Annotated in this window: 19 protein-coding genes; 4 read left to right on the top strand and 15 right to left on the bottom strand. The window is 45.0% G+C overall.

Annotated features, from left to right (window positions below):
- Positions 1-12: 12 nt before the first annotated feature.
- The 6 genes from NST99_RS07835 to NST99_RS07810 form a co-directional block, all read right to left on the bottom strand.
- Positions 13-684 carry an SGNH/GDSL hydrolase family protein gene (locus NST99_RS07835; RefSeq protein ID WP_341090880.1) on the bottom strand — a complete coding sequence of 224 codons (672 nt, stop codon included), beginning with the start codon at positions 682-684 and terminating at the stop codon, positions 13-15.
- A 44-nt stretch (positions 685-728) separates the two neighbouring features.
- On the bottom strand, positions 729-2,408 hold the full coding sequence (locus NST99_RS07830) for an acyltransferase family protein (RefSeq protein WP_341090879.1): 1,680 nt from the start codon (positions 2,406-2,408) through the stop codon (positions 729-731).
- A 238-nt stretch (positions 2,409-2,646) separates the two neighbouring features.
- A complete protein-coding gene (locus tag NST99_RS07825; protein WP_341090877.1) occupies positions 2,647-3,777 on the bottom strand; it encodes a hypothetical protein in 1,131 nt (376 codons plus the stop codon).
- Positions 3,774-5,237: a sensor histidine kinase gene (locus tag NST99_RS07820; protein WP_341090875.1), complete on the bottom strand. Its 1,464-nt coding sequence runs from the start codon at positions 5,235-5,237 to the stop codon at positions 3,774-3,776. The genes NST99_RS07825 and NST99_RS07820 overlap by 4 nt, the downstream gene beginning before the upstream one ends.
- On the bottom strand, positions 5,227-5,937 hold the full coding sequence (locus tag NST99_RS07815) for a response regulator transcription factor (protein WP_341090874.1): 711 nt from the start codon (positions 5,935-5,937) through the stop codon (positions 5,227-5,229). Before NST99_RS07815 ends, NST99_RS07820 begins: the two co-directional genes overlap by 11 nt.
- Positions 5,938-6,152: 215 nt before the next feature.
- The gene (locus NST99_RS07810) at positions 6,153-7,049 is read right to left on the bottom strand and encodes an alpha/beta hydrolase (protein ID WP_341090873.1); all 897 of its coding nucleotides are present in this window, start codon (positions 7,047-7,049) and stop codon (positions 6,153-6,155) included.
- Positions 7,050-7,188: 139 nt separating this feature from the next.
- On the opposite strand from NST99_RS07810, the gene NST99_RS07805 reads away from it, so the two are divergent.
- Entirely contained in the window at positions 7,189-7,401 is a 213-nt protein-coding gene (locus tag NST99_RS07805; RefSeq protein WP_341090871.1) for a hypothetical protein, read from the top strand.
- A 17-nt stretch (positions 7,402-7,418) separates the two neighbouring features.
- On the opposite strand, the gene NST99_RS07800 is transcribed toward NST99_RS07805, so the two are convergent.
- From NST99_RS07800 to NST99_RS07790, 3 genes are read right to left on the bottom strand one after another with little or no spacing between them, the layout of a single operon-like run.
- On the bottom strand, positions 7,419-8,315 hold the full coding sequence (locus tag NST99_RS07800) for a carbohydrate ABC transporter permease (RefSeq protein ID WP_341090870.1): 897 nt from the start codon (positions 8,313-8,315) through the stop codon (positions 7,419-7,421).
- Positions 8,315-9,205, bottom strand: coding sequence for an ABC transporter permease (locus NST99_RS07795; protein WP_038587658.1), 891 nt, complete (start codon positions 9,203-9,205; stop codon positions 8,315-8,317). Before NST99_RS07795 ends, NST99_RS07800 begins: the two co-directional genes overlap by 1 nt.
- Positions 9,206-9,226: 21 nt before the next feature.
- The gene (locus tag NST99_RS07790; protein WP_341090868.1) at positions 9,227-10,942 is read right to left on the bottom strand and encodes an extracellular solute-binding protein; all 1,716 of its coding nucleotides are present in this window, start codon (positions 10,940-10,942) and stop codon (positions 9,227-9,229) included.
- 223 nt (positions 10,943-11,165) lie between these two features.
- Here NST99_RS07790 and NST99_RS07785 point away from each other — a divergent pair, with 223 nt between their 5' ends.
- Together NST99_RS07785 and NST99_RS07780 are read left to right on the top strand one after the other, a co-directional pair.
- Positions 11,166-12,686: a response regulator transcription factor gene (locus NST99_RS07785; protein WP_341090867.1), complete on the top strand. Its 1,521-nt coding sequence runs from the start codon at positions 11,166-11,168 to the stop codon at positions 12,684-12,686.
- Positions 12,687-12,705: 19 nt separating this feature from the next.
- Complete coding sequence (locus NST99_RS07780; protein ID WP_341090866.1) at positions 12,706-14,421, top strand: cache domain-containing sensor histidine kinase; 1,716 nt, start codon at positions 12,706-12,708, stop codon at positions 14,419-14,421.
- On the opposite strand, the gene NST99_RS07775 is transcribed toward NST99_RS07780, so the two are convergent.
- From NST99_RS07775 to NST99_RS07755, 5 genes are all read right to left on the bottom strand, one after another.
- Positions 14,387-14,575 (bottom strand): hypothetical protein, encoded by a 189-nt coding sequence (locus NST99_RS07775; protein WP_341090865.1) that lies wholly within the window; start codon positions 14,573-14,575, stop codon positions 14,387-14,389. The two genes, NST99_RS07780 and NST99_RS07775, sit on opposite strands and share 35 nt — an antisense overlap.
- A gap of 200 nt (positions 14,576-14,775) precedes the next feature.
- On the bottom strand, positions 14,776-15,834 hold the full coding sequence (locus tag NST99_RS07770) for a glycoside hydrolase family 130 protein (RefSeq protein ID WP_341090863.1): 1,059 nt from the start codon (positions 15,832-15,834) through the stop codon (positions 14,776-14,778).
- Between the two features lie 21 nt (positions 15,835-15,855).
- The gene (locus tag NST99_RS07765; RefSeq protein ID WP_341090861.1) at positions 15,856-17,397 is read right to left on the bottom strand and encodes an extracellular solute-binding protein; all 1,542 of its coding nucleotides are present in this window, start codon (positions 17,395-17,397) and stop codon (positions 15,856-15,858) included.
- 74 nt (positions 17,398-17,471) lie between these two features.
- Positions 17,472-18,350: a carbohydrate ABC transporter permease gene (locus NST99_RS07760; protein WP_341090859.1), complete on the bottom strand. Its 879-nt coding sequence runs from the start codon at positions 18,348-18,350 to the stop codon at positions 17,472-17,474.
- A 12-nt stretch (positions 18,351-18,362) separates the two neighbouring features.
- Positions 18,363-19,301, bottom strand: a complete 939-nt coding sequence (locus tag NST99_RS07755) for an ABC transporter permease (RefSeq protein ID WP_341090858.1) — start codon at positions 19,299-19,301, stop codon at positions 18,363-18,365.
- Positions 19,302-19,533: 232 nt separating this feature from the next.
- On the opposite strand from NST99_RS07755, the gene NST99_RS07750 reads away from it, so the two are divergent.
- Positions 19,534-21,861, top strand: a complete 2,328-nt coding sequence (locus NST99_RS07750) for an AraC family transcriptional regulator (protein WP_341090857.1) — start codon at positions 19,534-19,536, stop codon at positions 21,859-21,861.
- 182 nt (positions 21,862-22,043) lie between these two features.
- Here NST99_RS07750 and NST99_RS07745 read toward each other — a convergent pair whose 3' ends face one another.
- Positions 22,044-22,250, bottom strand: coding sequence for a spore germination protein (locus NST99_RS07745; RefSeq protein WP_341097587.1), 207 nt, complete (start codon positions 22,248-22,250; stop codon positions 22,044-22,046).
- Between the last annotated feature and the right edge of the window lie 130 nt (positions 22,251-22,380).

Here is a 22,380-nt window from a genome sequence, read left to right as displayed (position 1 = left end):
CCTTCATCATCCTTACTGTTCTTGCAAAGCTTGCAGGAGAAGAGAAGCGTAATATCTGCTGCCATCCGGCTTAAGATGCACTCCGTCTTTATAGAAGTAATTCTTTTCCCCCTCGCTTGCTGCGTACCAATCCACAACTTTGGCGTTATCGAATTCAGGAACCACATCTTTAATAGTTGAATTCACGGTATCCTGCCATCCTTTTGGAACCCTGGTAGTTACCACAAGCACCTGTTTGGCGTCGGACAGTGAAGTTAACACCTTGCGGAGTTGTTCCTTATTGAATGGACCATTCGTTCCAAGCTCTAAAATGACGTAATCGCCCAACGCCCCTTTTGCTTTTAATTCGTCAGTTACTTTCTTCGCTTGCGACATCTGTCTGCCCACCTTCCCGTCAACCGTGATTTTAGGAAGCAGTTCTTTCAGGTAGGGTTCGACTCCCACAATAACCGAATCCCCAATGACGGTAACCTCTTCTCCTTTTTGAATATCATCTTCTTCCCCGGCATTAGTTTGCTGCTGTTGCGGAGTGTTTTTTGAAATCTGCTGACTTTGTACAATCGGTTGATTGGCCACTTCTTTTTCAATTGAATCCGAGGAAGCTTCCCGATGTATCCCCAGGTATCCCAAAGCGAAAATCAGAATTACAAGACACCATACCATCCCTGTTTTTTTAAATTTCATCTGCATTTCATCCTTTCGGGCGTCTCTCGCCTCATCATGTGTTGTTAACTTTGATCACTAGCAGAATACCAATCGATGATGTTCACATTTTGAAACTCACCGGCAACCTCTTTCAAAGCCTCATTTACGGAATCCTGCCAATTCTCCGGTACCCGGGTGGTTACAAGGTAAACCTGTTTGGCGTCTTGTAAAGATTCCAGCAGCAGCCGGAGCTTATCTTTGTTAAAAGAGCCGTTGGTCCCCAGTTCCAATATGATACGGTTCCCCAGTTTTCCTCTTGCCCGCAGTTCATTTACAACATCCTGGACACTGGACATCTGCCTTCCCACCTCACCGTCGATGACGATGCCAGGAAGTATTTCTTCCAAAGATGAAGCGACATTCAAAATTAATGAGTCTCCGATAGCGGTAACTCCCTCTCCTTGTTCAGGAGGTTCTCCCCCTGCATCCTTGCTGCTAGAGTCCTGATGTTCATTCAAAGTAATCTTCTCGGCAATTACAGGACTAGAAATTTCAGGCTGCTTCTCGGCTGAGGCCGTTATCCAAGAAACAAACCGAAAGAAGACTAGAATCGTCAAAACTAATCCGGCCATTGGTTTGAACGAAAACTTGCTCTTCACGGATTGCAGTTGAGCGTGAAATCTGCCCCTCCGAACCGGCTCTTCAATGTACTTGTAGGAGAAGACGGACAACATCAGGATGACCGAGAGCTGCAGCAAAATTCTTGTAAACCCCAGCTCTTCGTTAGCTGCATTCGTATTCATCAAAATAATCACCGGATAATGCCAAATGTAGAGACTATAGGAGCGTTTACCAATCCAGGCTAGCGGCCGGCAACCCAATATTCCGCCTAGGCGGCTGGCGGGGTGCACCAGCACTGCGATAACAGCCGCAGAAATCACAGACAAGAAAAGAAAACCGAATGGGTACAACGAGTCATCGTATTTTTTGGTTAGATAAATCAGTACAAGGATAATAAGCAAGCCTAATCCGCCTGTAATATCAAGCATTGACCGTCCGAAAGATGAGATCCTCCCGCTCAGCTTCCAGCTTGGCCAGCCGACTGCTAAGACCGCTCCAATCAGGATAGCGAATGCCCGGGTATCTGTTCCGTAATAGACCCTGCTTGGATCGGTTCCCGGTACATACAATATAGCCATGGCTATTGTAGATAAAAAGATTAAAACCAGGATATACAGCATTAACTTCCCCCGGCGCGGTGAAAGCCTTAAGCCAACGCGCAACGCAAGGGGCCAAACAATATAAAACTGTTCCTCAACGGAAAGCGACCATAGATGCCCAATCGGTGAAGCTGGACCAAAACTCTCAAAGTAGGAAACCTCATGAAATATGAGGTACCAGTTATTCATGTAGAAGATTGAAGAGAGCATATCCCCTTTTAGTGAAAGCAGCCTTGAAGGATCCGTAAACATAAGCCAGAGCCCAACCGTAATCAGCATGAATACCATGGCAGGCAGCAGCCTGCGAAATCTTCTCATCCAGAAATTCCAGATAGAAAGGCTATGATTCGTTTTCCATTCCTGAAGTATTTGATCCGTAATCAGGTATCCCGATAGCACGAAAAATACTCCAACCCCCAACAAACCACCCTGTGCCCACTTCAAATTAAAATGATAAGCAATGACTGCCAGGACAGAAATAGCTCTGAGGCCATCTATTCCCGGCATATAACGCTTCGTAAGATGATCCTGTTTCCCATTCATTCTGTTCAGTCCTTGTTTGTTATTGGGCTTTATCCTCTTTATTCACTATAGAGCCGAGATGTCGCCAAAGTTTGATCAGGATGTAAACAAGTTGTCACAAGCATGCCTGCTTTATTGAACAAAAAAAGGGGGCGGTTTCTTTGTACAATGCAGCCGCCAATGACCAAAAACGCAAAGCAGCGATCCTCCACTAACCGGAGGATCGCTGCTTTGCTAACTTTTTATGGCTTTACAATAATTACTCAAGTTCAATAATAAACGACGGTCCTCTCGTGAAATCGGTTTGCACGGCATAAGAATTTACGAAAGCATTGGACCCCTGAATCAACAGCTTTGTATTATCCATGTTCCAATACGTATCCAACGGCACGATCCCATGGTATACAGGTTCTCTGTACAAAACATTTCTACCTTGCATTTTGCCGACGTATACAGCATCTTCACCCTTCAAGGAGTAAGCAATGATTTTTCTGTTATCTGAAAATTTAAATGCAGATACGTTTTCCAGAATCACGGAAAGCTCACTGTTTCTCTGATCATATTCATACAGAGTTCCATCCGGTCCGAGAAATGCAAATTGATCGTTGCTAATCCATGTATTTTGTTCCCGCCCAATTTCATGTTTATAGATGATCTCAATGTTAGAACCCGTCACCCTTCCGAACTTAATAACGGTTTTCTCCGGCCGGTTGGATTCAAACAAGGTAAACAATGCGCTGCGGCCATCATCTGAAACATTTATGCTGAGAAGAGTATCCCCTTTCTCAAAATCCTTAAATTCATACTTTTTGGAAGCATGGGTCTGCATATCATAGATGTGTACGCTGCTTTTTTCACCTTCAGAGGCATTCAGTACTAAATAACTTAGATATTGACTGTTGCCAGACCAGGATATATCCTGCACATACTCTTGATCGCCGATGCTGAGTGTTTTGATCTCCGTTTCTTTTTCGTCCTTCAACGAGACTATTTTCAAGCCAGTATTGGAGGCGGTTGTCTGAGCGGCATATTTCCCGTCCGGAGAAAGCTCCATTTGAGGATTGCTTCTGATCTCTTTAATATTCCCGCTGTGTTCATAAGGATAGGTTAACCGTTTTAAGTTAAATTGTTCAGGTATGCCTGAAGTCTTGAATAAACCGACAATCGAATCGGCCGAGTCCCAGCCCAGCCAGTACCCCTCATTCATATATTCATCCGGCAGCCGGTAAATGGCTTTAACCTGGAAAGAGCTTGAACTCTGAGGCGCATGATCGGTTTCCTCGTTATCCGGAATAATTACGGTTTCGCTTTGAACTCCTGCCCTGCAGCCGGATAACAAAATTATTAGAAGAAAAGTTCCGAACATCCATCCCGAATATCTCCTGGTCATAGACTGTTCCCCTCCTCTGCCGCTTTCAGACTGCCGAATTCTACAGTAACAACCGTATGGTTGTTTTGGCTGATGACGGAAATCACTCCCTCTTGTTCATCAACAATAGACTTAACAATGCTTAGTCCTAGCCCGACACTTCCCTTTTCTGAGTCCTCGGAATGGGCCAAATAGAAGGGTTCGAAAAGTTTGGATAGTTGATCCTCGCTGATTGCATCACTTGGATTATCAAAGACAAACCGGACTTTGCCGTCAGCGTAAAGACCTTTCACTTCTATTTCCGAGAATGCCCAGCTGTATTTAATGGCGTTATCGATCAGATTAATGAAAAGCTGGCGTATCCGGTTAGTCTGACCCATGATCCATAAGTCACTTTCGATGTCAGCCCGGATCCTTTTTTTATATCGCTGCGCCCGCATAGCCATAGAGTCACAGACATCCCGAAGGATAGCGCCGGCATCCACTGCCTCTAAACCATCGCTCTTCACCTGACGTGAGACTTCAAGCAGCTTCAGCACCATCGCATGCAGCCGTTTACTTTCTTCTATGATGTGATTCATGCCTTTTTCAAAAAAGCTCCGGTCACGCTCTCCGTTAATCTTAATTAACTCGGCATATCCAAGTATTGAGGTTAAAGGCGTTTTAAGCTCATGGGTAATATTATCAAAGAAACGTTTTTCCTGTTGATGAAGCTCTTTGAGATGGTCGCGGTCTTTGCTGATAATATTGACCTGCCGGCTGATTTGCTCGATCATATCATTAAAGTTTTCCGCCAGCCGGCCGATTTCATCCTTTCGTTTAAACCGGATGCGGACGTCCAGATTTCCGTTTTTCACTTGGGAAGAGGCATGGGCAAGCTTGCCAAGCGGAAGTGTAATATGCCGGGACAAAATGTATGAAAATAGAAAGGCGGCTGAGAATATTGCCAAGGTGATATAGAGTGTTATATCCAGAATTCGATTACTCTGCTGATAAAGCTGGGTGAAATCCTTATAATATCGCAAAATGCCGACTTTAGCCCCGTCAATAACCACGGGATAAGAAAACATAACAGAGGTTTGATTCTCATTGTCCCGGATACTGTATGCGGTTTTGCCTGATACTGCTTCCTGCAGATCTTTGCTTTCCGTCTGCTGGAAGACGGACTTGTCCGAAGCATACAGCAGTTCACCTTTAACCGTGTATACGCCTACGGTATTCCCTGTCGCATGATTCAGACTGCTCCCCAATTCCTCGGCCATTTCCCCAAAATACAATTCATTGCTAGAATAATGATTGATCAGAAACGCTTGGCGGACATACACATTACTGTTTGTTTTGAGTCCCACCAGCTCCGAAGTAATCAGGTCCTGATTGCTTGTCCGAATGAATGCTTGTACCGTTTGGCTCAGCACCATAAAAGAAATGAGGAAAATAAACAATAACCCGAGCAGGAACTTATGGCTGATTTTACGTATCATGCTGAAGCACCTGTTTTTTAAACTTATATCCGATTCCGAATACCGTCGTAATATATTCCGGCGCATCCAGTTTTTTGCGAAGCCGCTGGATATGCGTATCCACGGTGCGGGTATCCCCTGCAAAATGATATCCCCATACGCTGTCAAGCAATTCGGATCGGGTGAAGGTTCTTCCCGGATTTCTGACCAGCATCAGCAGCAGGTCATACTCCTTCGGAGTCAGTTCAATATCACGGCTGTTTTTCTTTACTACCCGTTCTTCAGCAAGAATTTCGATATCATGGAAACTATAACCTTCTGTATTTGCCTCGCCTTTATGTCCGGTGTTTGCTTGCTCAATTCTGCGAAGAATTGTCCGCACGCGTGCGATCACTTCGCGCAGGTCGAAAGGTTTGGTAATGTAATCGTCTGCTCCAAATTCAAGACCCAGCACTTTATCGGTAATATCTGATTTAGCGGTAATCATAAGGATGGGAATGTTATATTCGGAGGTTACCTTCTTACATATCTCCAGCCCGCTTTGATCAGGAAGCATCCAGTCCAGAAGCAGCAGATCCGGCTGAAATAACTGTATTTCACTCATTCCTGAGGCGCCGCTTGCTGCAATACGAGTGTTAAAACCCTCCATGGAGAGCCCGTATGAAAGCAAATCCGCAATTGGTGCGTCATCCTCAATGATAAGAATTTTTGCATTATTCATTAGAATCCCCTTCCTTGTAGTACTCATGCCTAGTTTGACATTGATATTTATGTTACCTATTTGTATGGAAATAATCAATTTGAATATAAATAAAACCGGCGGCCGCTAATTTTAGAAGCCAACGGTTTTATTCTTAAGTCTCAACATTCTCGCATATCCACATTAGTCTGCCGCCTGTTATAGTCTCTTCCTTGAAGGATATACCGCTCTCCTCATCACGGCCGATTTAAGTGAGCAGATAAAAACTTCCCCGTGATGTCAAGCACCTGAGGATTCCAGAAGCCTGGTCCATGATCTGCGCCTGCTACTTTATAAAATAAAACGCTCTGTCCATGCGCTTTCAAAGCTTTGTACATCTCTATACTCTGATTGATATGTACAACTTGGTCACTGTCTCCATGCACGATCAGAAACGGCGGAAGCGGTTTATTCAAATCCTGATGAAGGGGACTCGCCTTCTTCGCCAATTCCATATGTTCCTGTACCTTTCCGCCAATAAACAAGCCTTCAGGGGAATCGGCTGCATCGTGGTCAAGAATATGATTGTACTTCCCTAAGGTCAGCAGATCCGAGACCCCATAATAATCAATCACTGCACTGACTTCGTCTGACTGTTCACTATAAAGGCCATTATCATAGTCGCCCATAGTAAGTCCCGTCATTAAGGATAGGTGTCCGCCGGATGAATCACCCCATACCGCTACGCGGTCCGGATTAACACCATATTCCTCAGCATTCCTGCGCATGAACCGGATCGCACACTTCACATCCTCGACGGCAGCCGGGAAACGTGCAATACCGGTGTCTCTGATTTCCACACTGGCCACCACGTAACCCTTTGCCGCAATATGAGAGAGATTAGGAATGCCGGAATAAACATCCTGTTGTCTCCATGCAGAACCTTGGATAAAGACGACTAGAGGAAATTTGTATTCACTGCGGCTTGGCATAATAATTTGCAGTTTTCTGTCCAAATCGCCGTATGTTGCGTAAACTACATCAGGGCGGTAAGTACAGGAATAATAGGTACCTCCCTCCGCAAATTCCCCATATAGAATCTGTGTTCCTTCTGGTGTTTCATTGGCTGCAATATCCGCTGCTTTCTGATCCACTGTTAACAGCTCCTTGTATATAAGTAGCATTACTAATCTTCTATATCGAGCAGTGTATCATACTTATGTATGAAATAGCATTGAGCGCCGTATAACTCCAACAGCCGCTTCCGATATCAATATCTACTGAAGAACTACAGTGCTTTCCAACATTGCTGTCATTCATGAGGGAGACCTTTCTTATGTTATGCTGGATAAAGGTAACGGAAAAATAGAACGAAAAGAAATAAAAATCGGATGGATACAACTTTGCAGCAGCATGCTTCTTTTTGGAGGGATTCCATTGCCTGGAAAAAAGTCAAAAAGCAACTTATCCGCAGACAAGTCGCTTTTTGAACGCTGTATTTTCTAGAATAATAACTCTACACCTCACTCTTTAAGCGAACCTACTACAATTCCTGTAACAAAATATTTTTGCATAAAAGGATAAATTAAGAGCAGCGGCAATGTTGAGACAACGATTTTGGCGGCATTTAGTGTCCGGTTTGAAATCTTGGCGTATTCTATCAGCTTTTGCGGATCGGTTATATTTTGCGCGTCTACGCTGAGCTGCTGGATATAAGTCTGCAACGGATAATTTGACGTCTTATTTATATACACCAGAGCACCGAAATAATCATTCCAATGCCCAACAATCGTGAACAGCGTTACTGTAGCAATTGTAGGCAACACCACAGGCACGTATATGGTTGAGAGAATTCTCCACTGCGAAGCCCCATCAATGGTTGCAGCTTCCTCCAAGGATTTGGGCACTGCCCGGAACGCGTTCATCAATAGAATGACATTCCCGACCGCCACGGCTCCCGGCAGAATCAGCGCCCATATGGAATCGAGGAGATGAAGCCCTTTGACTACCATAAAGGTTGGAATTAGCCCCCCGGAGAACAGCATGGCGATAATCACAATATTCATGTACACCTTCTGCGCCCGGAATTGTTTTGAGCTTTTGGATAACGGATAAGCGGCCAGAATCATCAGACTCATGTTGACAATCAAACCAAGGACAACCCGCTCTACCGAAATCATAAATGAGCGCCAAAACTGGCTGTCCGAGAATAGCTTCTCATAGGAACTGAACGTAGGATGAACCGGAAAAATACTTACCATGTTGGCAGAAACCGCCGCGTTGTCACTGAACGAAATAGCAACCAGATTAATTAAAGGAATCAGGCAGGACAAAGTGAGAGCTATCAGCAATATCCAGATCATGATGTCCGCAATTCGGCTTTTTATGGAATGCGCGTAAATGTAAAACACCTCCCTCATTAGAAAATTCGATAATCTGTTAACTTTTGAGCTAGCTTATTGGCAGAAAGAATGAGGACGATTCCGACAACAGACCGTAAGAGCCCGATAGCTGTACCTAAGCTGTATTGTCTCTCCACTAAGCCTACCCGGTATACATAAGTGTCAATAATATCGGAGGTTGCGTAAACCAAGGGATTATAAAGATTGAAAATTTGGTCAAAACCGGCATTGAGTACATTGGGCAAATTTAAAGTCGTAACAAGTAATATGGTAGGCATCAAGCCGGGCAAAGTCACATACCACAGCTGTTTAAAACGATTGGCTCCGTCGATGGAAGACGCCTCATAAAGTCCCGGATCAATAGCCGTCAATGAGGCTAAGTATATGATGGAGCCATACCCAAACCCTTTCCACACATCCGTCAGCACCAGCATAGGTCTAAACCAATGATTGCTGGCCATAAACAAAACCGGATCAATGCCAAGCCATCCCAATAATGCGTTGACCGGACCTTCGTACGAAAAAATATTCATCACGACTGTAGCCAATACGGCCCAGGAAAGAAAATTGGGCAAATACACAACGGTCTGCATAAACTTTTTGGCAAACCGCACGCGGATTTCATTTAACAATAAGGCGAATACAATCGAAACAAAGGTTCCCACAATAATTTTCCATATCGCGATTACCATTGTGTTGATTAAAATCTGCCGGCTGTCGGGAATTTGAAACATAAACTTGAAATTATCAAGTCCCACCCATGCTGATCCGCTGATACCTTTGGCCGGAATGTAATTTTGAAAAGCCATTACGATGCCGAACATCGGTATGAAGGAGAAAATAATCAAGAATACCATACTCGGTGCGAGCATAAGGTGGAACGCCGTTTGGTCTTTTTTATTTTTCATCAAGAATCATCTCTTTCAGCATCATTTGGAGGTGAGTGCTTCGTTGACTTCCTTTGTAATCGTATCGCCGCCGGTTTTTTTCCAGCTGCTCACAAAACTATCAAATGCATCAGGGGTTTGCTCTCCGGTAATGATTTTCAAATACATTTCAAGCTCCATTTTCGTCAATGTCGGCCACTTCAGCGCCATGGAAGGCGTTGTTCCAAAAAAGATAGGGTTAATCTCCTTAACCTTTGAATTCTTGACCAGGTTGGCAGTTGTAATGCTTGAAGTATACCCAGCCCACGCTGTCGGGTCCGGCTTCTCTCCGTTTTTCACGCTGTCCAGATATTTTTTGTAGGAGCGGTAGGAGTTCTTATCAATGTTGCTGATCAATTTGCTGCTGTCACCAGTCTTTAGCGCATCCTCATAAATCCCGACATTACGGTAAAATGCATCATAGTAATCGATATTCATGGCCAGCGGAGATCCACCGATATTATTGCTGCTGTAGTCCTCAAACTGCTTCAAAATGGTTGCGTCTTTTTCCAGATAACGCTGGTAATCAAACTGAAGGCTGGCCATTTTCACAGCAACCTCCGGATGCTCGAACCCCTTCCGGACCACAAGGTAACTACTCGCAGGATTTCCGGTGAACATCGTAACCGAGCCATCCTCCGATTGTGGAGCCACATAGGAAACCCAATTGGCATCCGGGTTCAATTTAAGCGTATCCGCCACCGTCCAGCTTCCCCACCAGTTGTCCATGAACGAACCGCTCTTTCCGCTGGTAAGCAGCGCCTTTCGGTCGTCCGGTGTCCGCACTGCAAATTGTTGGTCAATCAATCCCTTGTTGTATAGCTCCGCCAGCTTTGCAAGGGCAGGTTTCATTTCAGGCTGCACGGAACCATAAGCCGCCTTGCCGCTTCCATCCTTAATCCATTGTTTTGGGAAAGCGCCATACAGCGCAAAAATGTTGTTCAATTCGTACTGCCCCCCGGATATTCCGGCAACATTTTCATTATCGACCACAAGACCAACCGTTTTTCCGGCTCCATTGCCGCCGGGATCTTTCTCCAGAAATTGAGTAATAATATTTTCTACATCATCCATCGTTTTGGGCTCGGAGAGGCCCAGTTTGTCCATCCAGTCTTTACGCAACCAAAGTACACCCGGGCCGTGTGAAATTTCAGTAGTGGGCAGCGCCATTATTTTATCGTCAAATCTGGCGGTCTCCAGAACACGGCCATCATAGGAATCGTAAATCTCCTTAATTCGGTCGCTGGCACAGTTTTTATAGGCATCCGTTAAATCCGCAATCAGATCGTTCTCATAGAGCTGTTGTAGAGTGGTCTGGTCGGAGACCACCATGATGTCGGGGATTGTGCCCCCTGCAATGGCCATCGAAACCTTTTGAACATAATCCGTGCCGTCATTCGCTTCAAATGCAACTTCGTTTTGCACATTGAGCTTATTTTTAAAATATCTCGTCCACACATTGTTGGTGGAATTATCCCCCTCATAAGCTGTCCCCTCAAGCGGCGTATAGCTGGTTGCTGTCGCTCCAACCGTATAGTTAACGGTTTCAGGATAGGCTTCATAGGGTGTCGTCATGGCTTTCTTCCATGCCGGATCATTCAAATTGACCGCAGATTCTTTGGTGGTATTGTTGGAATTGGAGTTTAGACAGCCTGCAAGCGAAGCGGATAAAAGCGCTGTCAACAAGATAGAAGCAGACTTTTTGACTTTCGATTTCATTACATAATCCCCCTTAATGATAAGAACAGAACCCATATTATCTTGCATCTTAATTGTAGAACTATGGCCATTTGACCGTATACGCAAATAAATTGCGTTTTACACAAATATATAACTCACTTTAAGCAACTTGTTTTGCCCGCTGATTGAATTCATTTAAACCATGGTACAATCAAAATGAATTACTGGGTTTGGCATACTGCGCTTGGAGAGGACGACCGCTATGTTAAGCATATTAGTAGTAGATGACCAAAGGGAAGAACGGGAGGGTATTGAATTTCTCATTCATGAACTGGGGTTTCCCCTCCATGTCGTGACGGCGGAAAACGGACGAAAGGCTCTTGATTATTTAGAGCAAAAGTCCGTAGATATTCTCTTTACTGATGTTAGGATGCCGTTTATGGATGGACTGCAGCTTTCAAAAAAGGCTTTAAGCCTTCAATCCAGCTTGAAGGTTATTCTGTTCAGCGGCTTCGCCGAATTTGAATATGCAAAAACCGCCATCTCCCTCGGTGTTTCGGAATATCTCCTCAAGCCGATCAATGTTGAAGCCTTTAAAAATACCATGAAAAAAGTAATAGAGCAGTTAATGGACCAACAACAGAAACATGCCGCTTCGCAAATTAAACAAAATTATGTTAAGAAATATGTGCTTTTTAATCTGGTTAACGGCTTGGGAATGCCATCCTTAATGAAGGATGTTTCATTCGGTCTGCCCAATCAATATCATGGAATAGTTTTGATGGAATTTGAAAAGAATTTTTTTGAGAATGCCGAACCGGATTTCGAGGTATTTATCTTGTCTTTGTTAGAGGGGCAGATGGATTACTTAAATCTAAATGATTGTCAAAGTCTGCTGCTGTTTTGCCAGCCTCAATCCTGGTCTTTCAATTCCTCCCATGAATTAGGCATGCATATACGAGACAGCATACTAAAGAAATATAAAGTGAATTGCTACCTTGCTATTCATGATGAAATCACCATGTTGCCAGATCTTTCAACGGCTCTGATTCAATTAGATCAACTGATGGAATACCGCTTCTTCTCGCCGGATTATTTTGTATTTGATGTCAAAAAAGATTTTTATTTTGCTGATGATAGGCTCCCTGAACTCTCAGATAATGATCTATTAGACAAAATCAGAAGTGATTTGATGAATAGGGATTTTTTTAGTCTTAGAGCCAATACAGATTTATTGTATCAAAAATATGCGAAGCAGCTTCAATTTTCACAATTATATGTCAAGTACATGTTCTCCTCTTTGTATCAGGAAATTATGACTTATTCAGCACCTGTCACTGAAATAGAGCTCAGTCGAGGTATTGAAAAACTATACAAATCCGAGGAATTAAAGGAAATAAAAGAAATCATATTCGAAGGAATTGCTAGTCTTGAACAAGAGTACAGCAGTTCGGAATTTTTAAATCGGGATATTGCCTCTGTAAAGCAGTACATCGGGGATCATTATGGCGAGGATTTGAGTTTGGATCTTCTTGCTGCAAAGGTACATTTGTCTCCCCATTATTTAAGTTCAATTTTCAAAAAACATACGGGATACGGATTAAATAAGTATATTAAGAACGTTCGGATGAAAATAGCAAAAAACTTGCTGATGCAGACCCATCTAAAAGTATCGGATATTTGCTATAAAGTGGGATTCCAAAACGTTTCTTATTTTTGCCAAAATTTCAGGGACTTTTTCGGGCAAACTCCTGAGAAATTCCGGCAGTTGCATCAGAAATAACAGCTTGGGAGAGAACAGTATGCAGCTATGGCGGGTTTTTAAACAGAGAATTGGTGATTTTCGGTTTCAAACCAAAATAAAGCTTTCCTTTTTACTGGTAAGTATGATTCCTGTGATTGTTCTCGGAAGTTTTTGCTTCTCGAAAACCAGGTCCCTCTTAGTGCGGCAAGCAAAAGCCGATCTACATGCCACATTAACTCAAAGTGTCTTAGCCGTAAACAATCAACTGGATGTTTATAATAAATTAATGAACTTTCTGAGCTTCAATCAGGAAATTATAAATGCCTCCAACAATACTTATACCAGTGAATATGAAATGTATAATCAGTTAACGAACGTAATTGATCAGAACTTCTATACTGCACGTTACTTGAATCCTGGAGTAGAACAAATCACGCTTTATACCGGGACTAATTTACCTCAACACGGAAACACCGTAATCCCTATGGATGAAATAAGGAGTACCTCCTGGTACCCGAATGTAATGAAATCGGTTGATGTTCTTTGGTCTGCCAGTGAAAAAAACATTTACAGTGTCCGCAGAATCCTTAGTACGAAACACAGAAACCCCAAAGATAATATTCTATTTGCACGGGTTAACTATGATAAGCTATTCACAACTTTTGAGCCCCTCCAATCTCACGGTTCGGAGATTTTTATATTGGACTCAAGCGGAAATACTGTCTATTCCTCAAGAGACAACTATGAAATACCGGATATTCCGGATACCGCTAAGGCAGCAGATAGGCTGCTTTGGCAAGGAGAGAGCTACACCGTCTTGACATCTGTTATCCCGCTTGCGGGATGGAAGGTATACCTATGTAAGCCGACAAGTCTATTTACAAAATCCGCATGGTCGATTGCCTTGATCGTCCTGCTGATGATTGCCGCCTGCATCGCGGCAGTTGTCGTGGCGGGCACTCTCTTTTCCCGTAGAATTATGTTGCCTATTCACCGGCTGCATAAAAGCATGAAGCTTGTTGGAGAAGGGAATTTAGAAATTAAAGTCTCTAGCGAGTCTAAAGATGAAATTGGTGATCTGATCAGAGGATTTGGAAATATGGTGGGGAAAACCAAGACGCTTATTGATACTGTATATGTGGCAGAAATCGCACGCAAGGAATATGAGATGAAAGCTTTGCAGGCGCAAATCAACCCTCATTTCCTATACAATTCCCTCTCTATAATTAATTGGAGAGCACTGCGAATCCATGCGACGGATATCAGCGAAATGGCCCAGCTTTTATCCACATTTTATCGTACTACTCTCAATAAGGGAGACAATCTTATATTGATTTCGGATGAAATTCTTAATGTACAGTCCTATATTAATATCCAATTGATTATGCACAGCAACAGTTTCAAAGTGGACTATCAGATTGATGACTCCATTCTTTCTTGCCGTATGCCTAATTTGATGCTCCAGCCTTTAGTCGAAAATGCGATCATTCATGGAATTGAAAACCGCGAAGACGGTGATGGAATAATACTTCTTTCAGCCAAGAAAGAAGAGCAAAGTATTGTTCTACAGATCACTGACAATGGGGTTGGAGTGGAGGAAGAGCAGCTTGTTCTTTTGCTTAAATCTCAATCTAAAGGTTATGGACTTAAAAATGTAAATGATCGGGCGGTTCTAATGTACGGCGAGCAGTATGGACTGACGATCCATAGTACTGTCGGGGAAGGGACTCAAGTTACACTCAAAATTCCTTATTCCCCATATTTTCCACATTAATCATATAGAATTTTCCATCTTCAAAATAACTGCCCATTGCCTTGTGACCTTTTGAAAAGGATTCATATTCAGCTGGAGTCATCCCAGTTACCCATTTGTACAAATTCACATTTTTAGCAGCAATCTGCATTTTAAATGTCTTTGTCATTCTCATATTCATTAGCCTTCTTTCCTGTAATTTTTCTTGTGAGCTCATCATGCCAGTTCATAATCATTTGATAATACGGTAAATATGCTTATTTAAGCTACGCTGGACTAGAATCAAAGAATGACGGTACTACGCTTGCAATCTAAACAAAAAAATCCAAAGGGATGTTATCCCTTTAGATTTCTCAAAGTAAGCTGCAATTCTAATTAATTCTCTTCATTTAACAGAGTATCGAAAATATCATTCAGCTGAATATCGGCAACTGCCATGACTTCGTCAGCAGCTCCATAATACATGCGGACGGTATCCCCGATTAACAGGGCACCGCATGAGAAGACCACGCCGCCGAAGAAACCGTTCACTTCATAATCTGCCTCCGGCTCCATGAACGGCCGGGTCGAACGTGCCAGGACTTTGCCCGGATCTTCGAGATCCAGCAGTACGGCTCCCATACAATACCGATGTTTGGTATCGGCACCATGGTACAATGTCAGCCAGCCCCGCTCAGTCCGGAGCGGTACGGCTCCGCCGCCCATTCTGCCACCGTCCCAGGACGCCTTGCGGAGTCCCATCAGGAAACGGTGATTGCCCCAATGCAGCAGGTCCGGCGATTCTGCGATCCACATTTCCGGCGCACCGAAGGAATGCGGCACCGGACGGGTTAAAGCATAGTATTTTCCGCCAATTTTCTCAGGGAACAGCATCACGTCCTTGTTCTCCGGAGCCAGGATTATTCCGTGGCGCTTGTACGTTACAAAGTCGTATGTCTCAGCCAAGCCTACGCCTACCCCGCGGGAAGAAGCCGCACTGTATGTGATGTAATACTTATGTCCGATCTGCGTGATGCGCGGGTCTTCCACTCCCCAGGCTTCAAGCGCCGTCTGCGGGAAGATTGCCGGCTGATCCTCCACGGTGAAATGGATGCCATCCTTGCTGCGTGCCACGCGAAGATGGGACATGGAGGTCAGCATCACCATTTGGCCCTTCTCCGCTACAAACCGGGTATCGCTGAAATTATACCGTTCATCGCCTGAGGACAAACGCTCTACCGTAATCTCTCCTGTATCCTCATTCAGCTTCGGGACCGGCACCTCTCCTTCGGCGCTGCTGACCGGCGCTTCAGCCACACGGAGCAGCAGAATGGTTTCTTCTCCATGAACAGCAACTCCGGCATTGAAGGCTCCCAGCACTTTAAAGTCCGGCCGTGAAGGTTTCACATCGCTCGTCCTGACAATAGGATTATGTTCTGAGCGTATTACTGCCATTTATCTCTCCCCTTTTCTGCTCTATTTGGCTACTGCCGCATCGATCTGCTTCTGAATCTCGTCAATTACCTTTTGACCGCCGACACCGAGAATCTTGTCCTTCAGCATTTCTTTGCCTTTATCTGCCGGCAGCACGCCTTGGGACAGCGGCAGGAATACAGAATCGAAGAATGGCGTGGTCTTGGCATATTCGGTCTTCACCTGTTCGGCGTCAAAGCTGAATCCGGTGATGGGGCTTATGTTGAAGAAATCAGCCGCTCCGGCCTTTTCAACCCATTCTTTGTCTCCAGCCAGCATGTTGTCCGGAGTACGCTCCAGTGTTGGACGCCAGGTGAGCACAAACCCGGGGAACACATACGCAGAAAGCTGCTTGTAACTCGAATCGCCTACCGCTTCCCAGTCTTTTCCTTCAACACCATACTCCAGCAGATCGTGATTTTCTTTAACCGACAGCCAATTGGCTACATCCATGACCAGCTCGGCATGCTTAGAAGCTTTGGGAATCGTGAGGAAGTTCCACTGCTGATAATTGGAATACGGCTTGGAGGTCTCGTCGTGGGGAACCACCACTTCAAGCTCGGCTCCATCAATTTTGAGCGCGTCCAGGTATTTCAGACCTTCTACGCCATCAGCCGCATAATAGGTTGCCGCATATTTACCCTGGTTGAATAAAGTCTGGGCATTCTGCTCCTGGGCAATATTCTTGGACAGGATGCCGTCCTCATAATACTTTGTCGCCCGTTCAAAGGATTGGTCCAGCGTCTTGGCATCCCACGCGCCTACAACCTTCTTATTTTCAAGTGAATAATAGAACATAGGCACTAAGGTCTCAATATAGCTTACTTTTCCAGTATTTAAGGTATCATTAAATAATACCGGAAGCTTATCTGCTTTGCGGCCGTCGATTACAAACGGCTTAATTGTAGTTTCCTTTTCTTTGACGGTATACAGGAATTTCTCCACATCCGCTACTGTCTTCAGCTCGGGCATCCCGTATTTCTCACGCAGATCCTTGCGGATAACGAAGCCGTACAAGGTTCCCTGCACAGTCCCGAGTGGAATACCCATGATCTTCCCGCCAAATTTGTTGGCATCCCACATTTGATCGGGAATGGACTCCTTCAATTCCTTGCGCGAAGCTACCATATCATCCAGCGGAATAATCGAACCGCTGGCAATCATCTGTGACATCGATAACCACGGCGCATCCAGATACATGTCAAATTCCTCGCCTGCCGACATTTTAACCGAGACCGAATTACCATAATCGGACCAAGGGAGAAAATTGATATTTAACGAAGCGCCTACGTTGTCCGCTTTCAGCTTTTCATTGACTGCCTTGAGCACATCCTCGAAGCCAGAAGGCTTATCACCCGGGAAATAGGCTTTTAATTCCACTGTCTCCTTCGGGCTGTCCGCTGAATTGCTCTGACCCTTGCCCTCTCCGTTATTCGGAGTGTTTGCTCCGGTATTATTGTTTCCGTTCCCCCCGCAGCCGGATACAAGCATGGATAGTGACAGTACCGCAGCTATAGTGATGCTGAGCATTTTCTTTGATCTCATTTTAATAACCCTCCCCAATTCATAATAATGCTTATATGCAATAACCGGAAATCCGGTTGATGCCGGAAACTGGCTTACCCTTTGACTGCCCCTACCGTCAGCCCTTTGACAAAATATTTCTGCAGCATGGGATAGAGCAGGATAATCGGACCGATAGTCAGCACAGTCGTTGCCATGCGGACCCCGTAAGTCGGCGCCACGGTAGAGATTGCAGCGGAAGCCGGAATCAGATTTTTGGCCGCTTCCATATTAGAGACCATCCGGCGCAGTATCAGCTGCAGCGGGAACAGCTTCTCGTTATCGATAAACATCAGTCCCATATACCAGTCATTCCAATAATAAAGCGCGTAGAACAGTCCCACCGAAGCCAGAATCGGCTTCGAGATCGGAAGTATAATCTGAAAGAATACTCTCATTTCATTGGCGCCGTCTATACGTGCCGCTTCCTCCAGCTCCTCCGGAACCGTTCTGAAGAAGCTTACGAGAAGGAATACAAGGAAAGGCTGGCAGAGCAGCGGAAGAATCAGCGCCCAGATTGTATTTTGCAGATGCAGCCATTGGCTGACCACGATATAGAAGGGAATGATTCCTCCAGAGAACAGCATGGGCAGATAGCAGAAAAGTAAAAATGGAGTTTGCAGCACATTGCGCTTATTGGCCAGTGAATAGGCCAGCATGGCCGAAATGCAGAGTGCAGTGATCGTACCCGCAACTGTAATGATTATGGTTATGCCATATCCATTGTATAAAGCGTCCGAATGCAGAAGCGCCTTGTATGCGGCAACTGAGAATGCTTTAGGGAAGAGCGTGTAGCCGTTCACAATCAGCTCACTCTCCTCCGTAAACGAGCCGATAACCATCAGCAGAAATGGAAGAATGCAGAATAGGGTGAACAAGATGAGGACAGCATAGGCAAAAATGCTAAATAAACGGTCAGACAACGTCTGTTTCAAGTGTTTTCCCTCCTAGAACAAAGCGGATTCTTTGGACATTTTGCGCGTAACCGCATTGGCAATAATCACGAAGATAAGACCCATCACCGACTGGAACAAGCCCACCGCGGAGGACATCCCGAAATCATGAAGCTGCCGCATGGAACGGAATACGAAGGTATCAATCACATCCGTCGTTGGATACAGCAGAGAGTTATCTCCGATAATCGCATAGATCATGGCAAAGTCGCCGTTGAAGATTCTGCCTACCGACAGAAGGGTCATAATGGAAATGGTCGGAACAAGCAGAGGTAAGGTAATCCGCAGCATAATCTGCAGCTTGGAGGCGCCGTCTATCCGCGCTGCTTCATATAAATCCTCGGAGATGCCCGTAATAGCCGCCAAAAAGATAATAGACAAGTAGCCGGCTCCCTGCCATACGCGGATAATCGTAAGGATCCATGGCCATAAGGCAGATTCAAACATCCAATTGACCGGCTCAAAGCCCAAATTCTGAATCCATGCATTAACAGGTGGAGATTCGCCTCCCAAGAACGATTGAACCAGCATGCCGATCACAATCCATGACATGAAATAAGGAAGAAAGATCAGTGACTGCGAAATTCGTTTGAAATACTTATTGCGGATCTCATTAAACATCAGAGCGATAAGAACCGCTGCAAGCGTTGTAAAAATAATGAACAGCACATTCAGCAGCAGTGTATTGCGCAGGATGATCCAGAAATCATCCGATGTAAAGAAATAATTGAAGTTGCGGAAGCCTACCCATTCACTTCCGGTGATCCCTTTGGAAAAGTCATAATTCTTAAACGCAATCAGGATTCCGTAAATCGGAAAATAACTGAAGATAAGAAAGAAGAGCAATCCCGGCACCGCCATCCCGTATAAAAAAGGATTACGTGCAATTTGCTGCAGTTTGTAGCCTGCCCCGCGTTTCCGGACATTTGGCATTCCTGTGTACCCCCTCGTGAATAATTCGTGAAAGCTTTGTCTGGGAAAAACATATCAGGCTTTGATACTCCAGACCATTGCGGGAATTAACAATGTCTACTGTATGCATGAATCGGCGGACTTCCCAAAAGCATCACAGTTTCAGGAACCATCAATTGTCTTTATCAGAAGCAGCGATATGATACAATTAACCTGCCTTATCAATCCACAGAGATACAGACGGGGGTACAACATGCCTAGATTCAAACTATCCCGGTTGAATTTTTTGAAGCAACGCTCCACTTTTATCAAAATCATCATTTATTTTGTCAGCGCCAATATTATCGTACTGGCGGTTTCATTCATTGCCCTCTATTCTCTATCCTCAAAGACCCTGCTCAAGGAAATCGGCGACCACTCCGAGTCTCTGTTAGTCAATGGAGCCAAGAATACAGCGCAGCTCATGGAATGGTCTATCAATTATGCTTATTCCTCGAGCTCCGATGTCCAGATCGAGTCTTATGCGCTCTCAGAGCAGCACAGTGACCTGGACACCTATGCGGTGTGGAGCCGGCTGATGAACATCAAGAAGGGAAATCCATCCATCGATTCGGTCTATCTGATTAATGATTATACGCATCAAATTATCGATTCCCGGCTGGGCGTGAATGAATTTGACAGCTTCTATGACCAGGAGGTATTACAGCGGCTGCGGACCCGGAAACTGACTGACGGAGCCTTTCTTATTCCCCGGACCCTTATGCTGCCGCTGGAATCCGGTAAGGAGAAGAAAGTGATTACGGCTATCGTCCCCTATGAGACCGGCAAATCTATTTCCGCTTTCGTACTGAACGTCGATGCTGACAATATCATGACGCTGCTGCAGAATAACAGCAATGTTCTAGAGACCAGCGTCTTTGTGCTCAATGACAAAAAAGAGCTTGTCTTCAGCACCGTAAAGCTGGACGCAGAACAGATACAAGAGTTCAGCCAGGCCGTGGAAAAGGAGGCGAACGGCTGGAAGATCGTTAAGCCGCAGAAATCCCCGGAGCAAATGCTGGTCTACGCCAATACCTCCATCAATGGCATCCAAAACTGGAGATTTATCGAGACGATTCCCAAATCGATAATCTTAAGCAAAATCACATGGCTGCGGAATTTGACACTGCTACTGTTTGCAGGACTGTTTGCCGCTTCCCTGTGGGTGATCATTCTATTGTCGAAACGGGTGTATTCGCCAATCCAGGAGCTTGTTCACAATGTTATGGAGCAGCATCATGCGGAGCAGCTGGACGGGCAGAACGAAGCCAATGAGCTGGTGTATTTATCCCAGGTATTTGTCTCCCAGAATGAGCGGATCCATGAGCTGACCGAGCATGGGCGGAAGAACAAGTTTCTGGCCCGGGAGCGGTTTATACGTGAATTATTGGGGGGGCTTACCTTATCCATTGCGGAAATCCGCAACAATTGCAGCGAGCTCGGCATTGAACTGTCTGAGGAGGGAGTATCTGTAGCTATCTTCCGGATAGACCAGTTTGCTTCCTTTACAGTGCGGTATTCGGAGAAAGACCAGCGGCTGTTGCGCTTCGCCATGGCTAATATTATCCAGGAATCCCTGCAGACAGATGCTATGAAAGGGATTCTTACCGTTGATATGGGCAAAGATCATGTTGCAGTGATTCTCCCGGTTGGCAGGGGGCAATCTGCGGCTATGTATGCCGGGAAGCTTCAGCAGGCGCAGCGGCTGGTAGCACAATTTCTATCCATCGGAACCACAGTAGCCTGTGGCAAGTATTTGGAAGGGTTGAACGAACTTCATGAGGGTTATATGGAGACCTATGAGTTGACCCAAGAACGTTTCCGTTTAGGGCAAGGAGCATTTGTTATAGAGGAGTATGCAGATGCAAGTCCTGCCGAGCTGTATCATATGCCGCTGGAGCTGGAACGGCAAATGGTACAGGCCATCCATAGAGCGGATGCTTCTGCCTTCCTTGATAGCCTGTATATGGCTATTTCTTCGCTTAGAGAACGGCCATACTTCGAATGCAAAATGTCATTAATCACTTTATTCATGGAAATCCGCCGCTCGATGCAGGAGATCACCCACCAACCCGTGTTGCCCAGCTCCTGGAGTCTGACCTCGGTAGAGAATCAGATTATTAAGCTCGAAACGCTTGAAGCCGTTGTGGAGTGGATGGCAGCAGTATCCGCCAAATTTCTGGATGAGATCGCAGCCGTCCGCAGTGTCTCAAGAAATGCCGGTCTGGTCGGGCAGGTTGAACGGCTCATCGAAGCACATCTGACCGATGCTAATTTGTCCGTTAAGATGCTCTCCGATGAGCTTGGCCTGTCGGTAAATTATATTAGAAATTTGTACAAGAACGAGACGAACCGCTCCATTACGGAAACGATATCCGAGAAGCGTCTAAGCATCATCTGCGAGGAGCTGATATCCAGCGAAGCGCCGATTGAACCCATCGTACTGAAATATGGCTTTTCTTCATTAAATACCTTCTATATTGCTTTCAAAAAAAGATATGGTGTTACTCCGGCAGTCTACAGGAAATCCAATCAGAAATAGATCCGGGCCGTGGATACATACTCACGGAAAATATGAATAACAACGGCAGATAACAGATGTACTTGTTCCACTTTTTGGTGATCTGGCTGATCCCGGCTACAAGATAGAAATAATAATTTGCGGCGGTCATGAAAATTCAGTGAAGGCAGGAATGTTACAATGAAGAGTGCTATTAAACGAATTCAACGAAAAAATGACCCTAATGGAAACCGCTCGTAATAATCCTCCGGGGATTGGGCAAGCATCCAGAAGGTCATAGGGGCGACCAGAACAAAAGGAGTGCCTTCCATGACAATTACAACCCTTCCGGACATTAAGGCACTTATGGATATAACTGCGGCTGATGCCGAGGTCCTTGGAAATTGTTTGGTCGGAGAAAATCCTTTCATATCTTCGCCGGTTTTGTCGAATATATAGCTTGAGCGATCCGGCCTTTTCACCCGGGAGTCCATGGGGAAGTGTGTTCCCAAGCGAGACAGCCAGATATACAAGAAAGAGCGCCCCTTTGGGACGCTCAGG

The sequence above is a fragment of the Paenibacillus sp. FSL L8-0470 genome (genome assembly GCF_038008625.1).
In the GTDB taxonomy this organism is placed as follows: Bacteria; Bacillota; Bacilli; order Paenibacillales; family Paenibacillaceae; genus Paenibacillus_AQ.
Note: the sequence above shows the minus strand (reverse complement) of the source record. Positions and strands in the feature narration are given on the sequence as shown.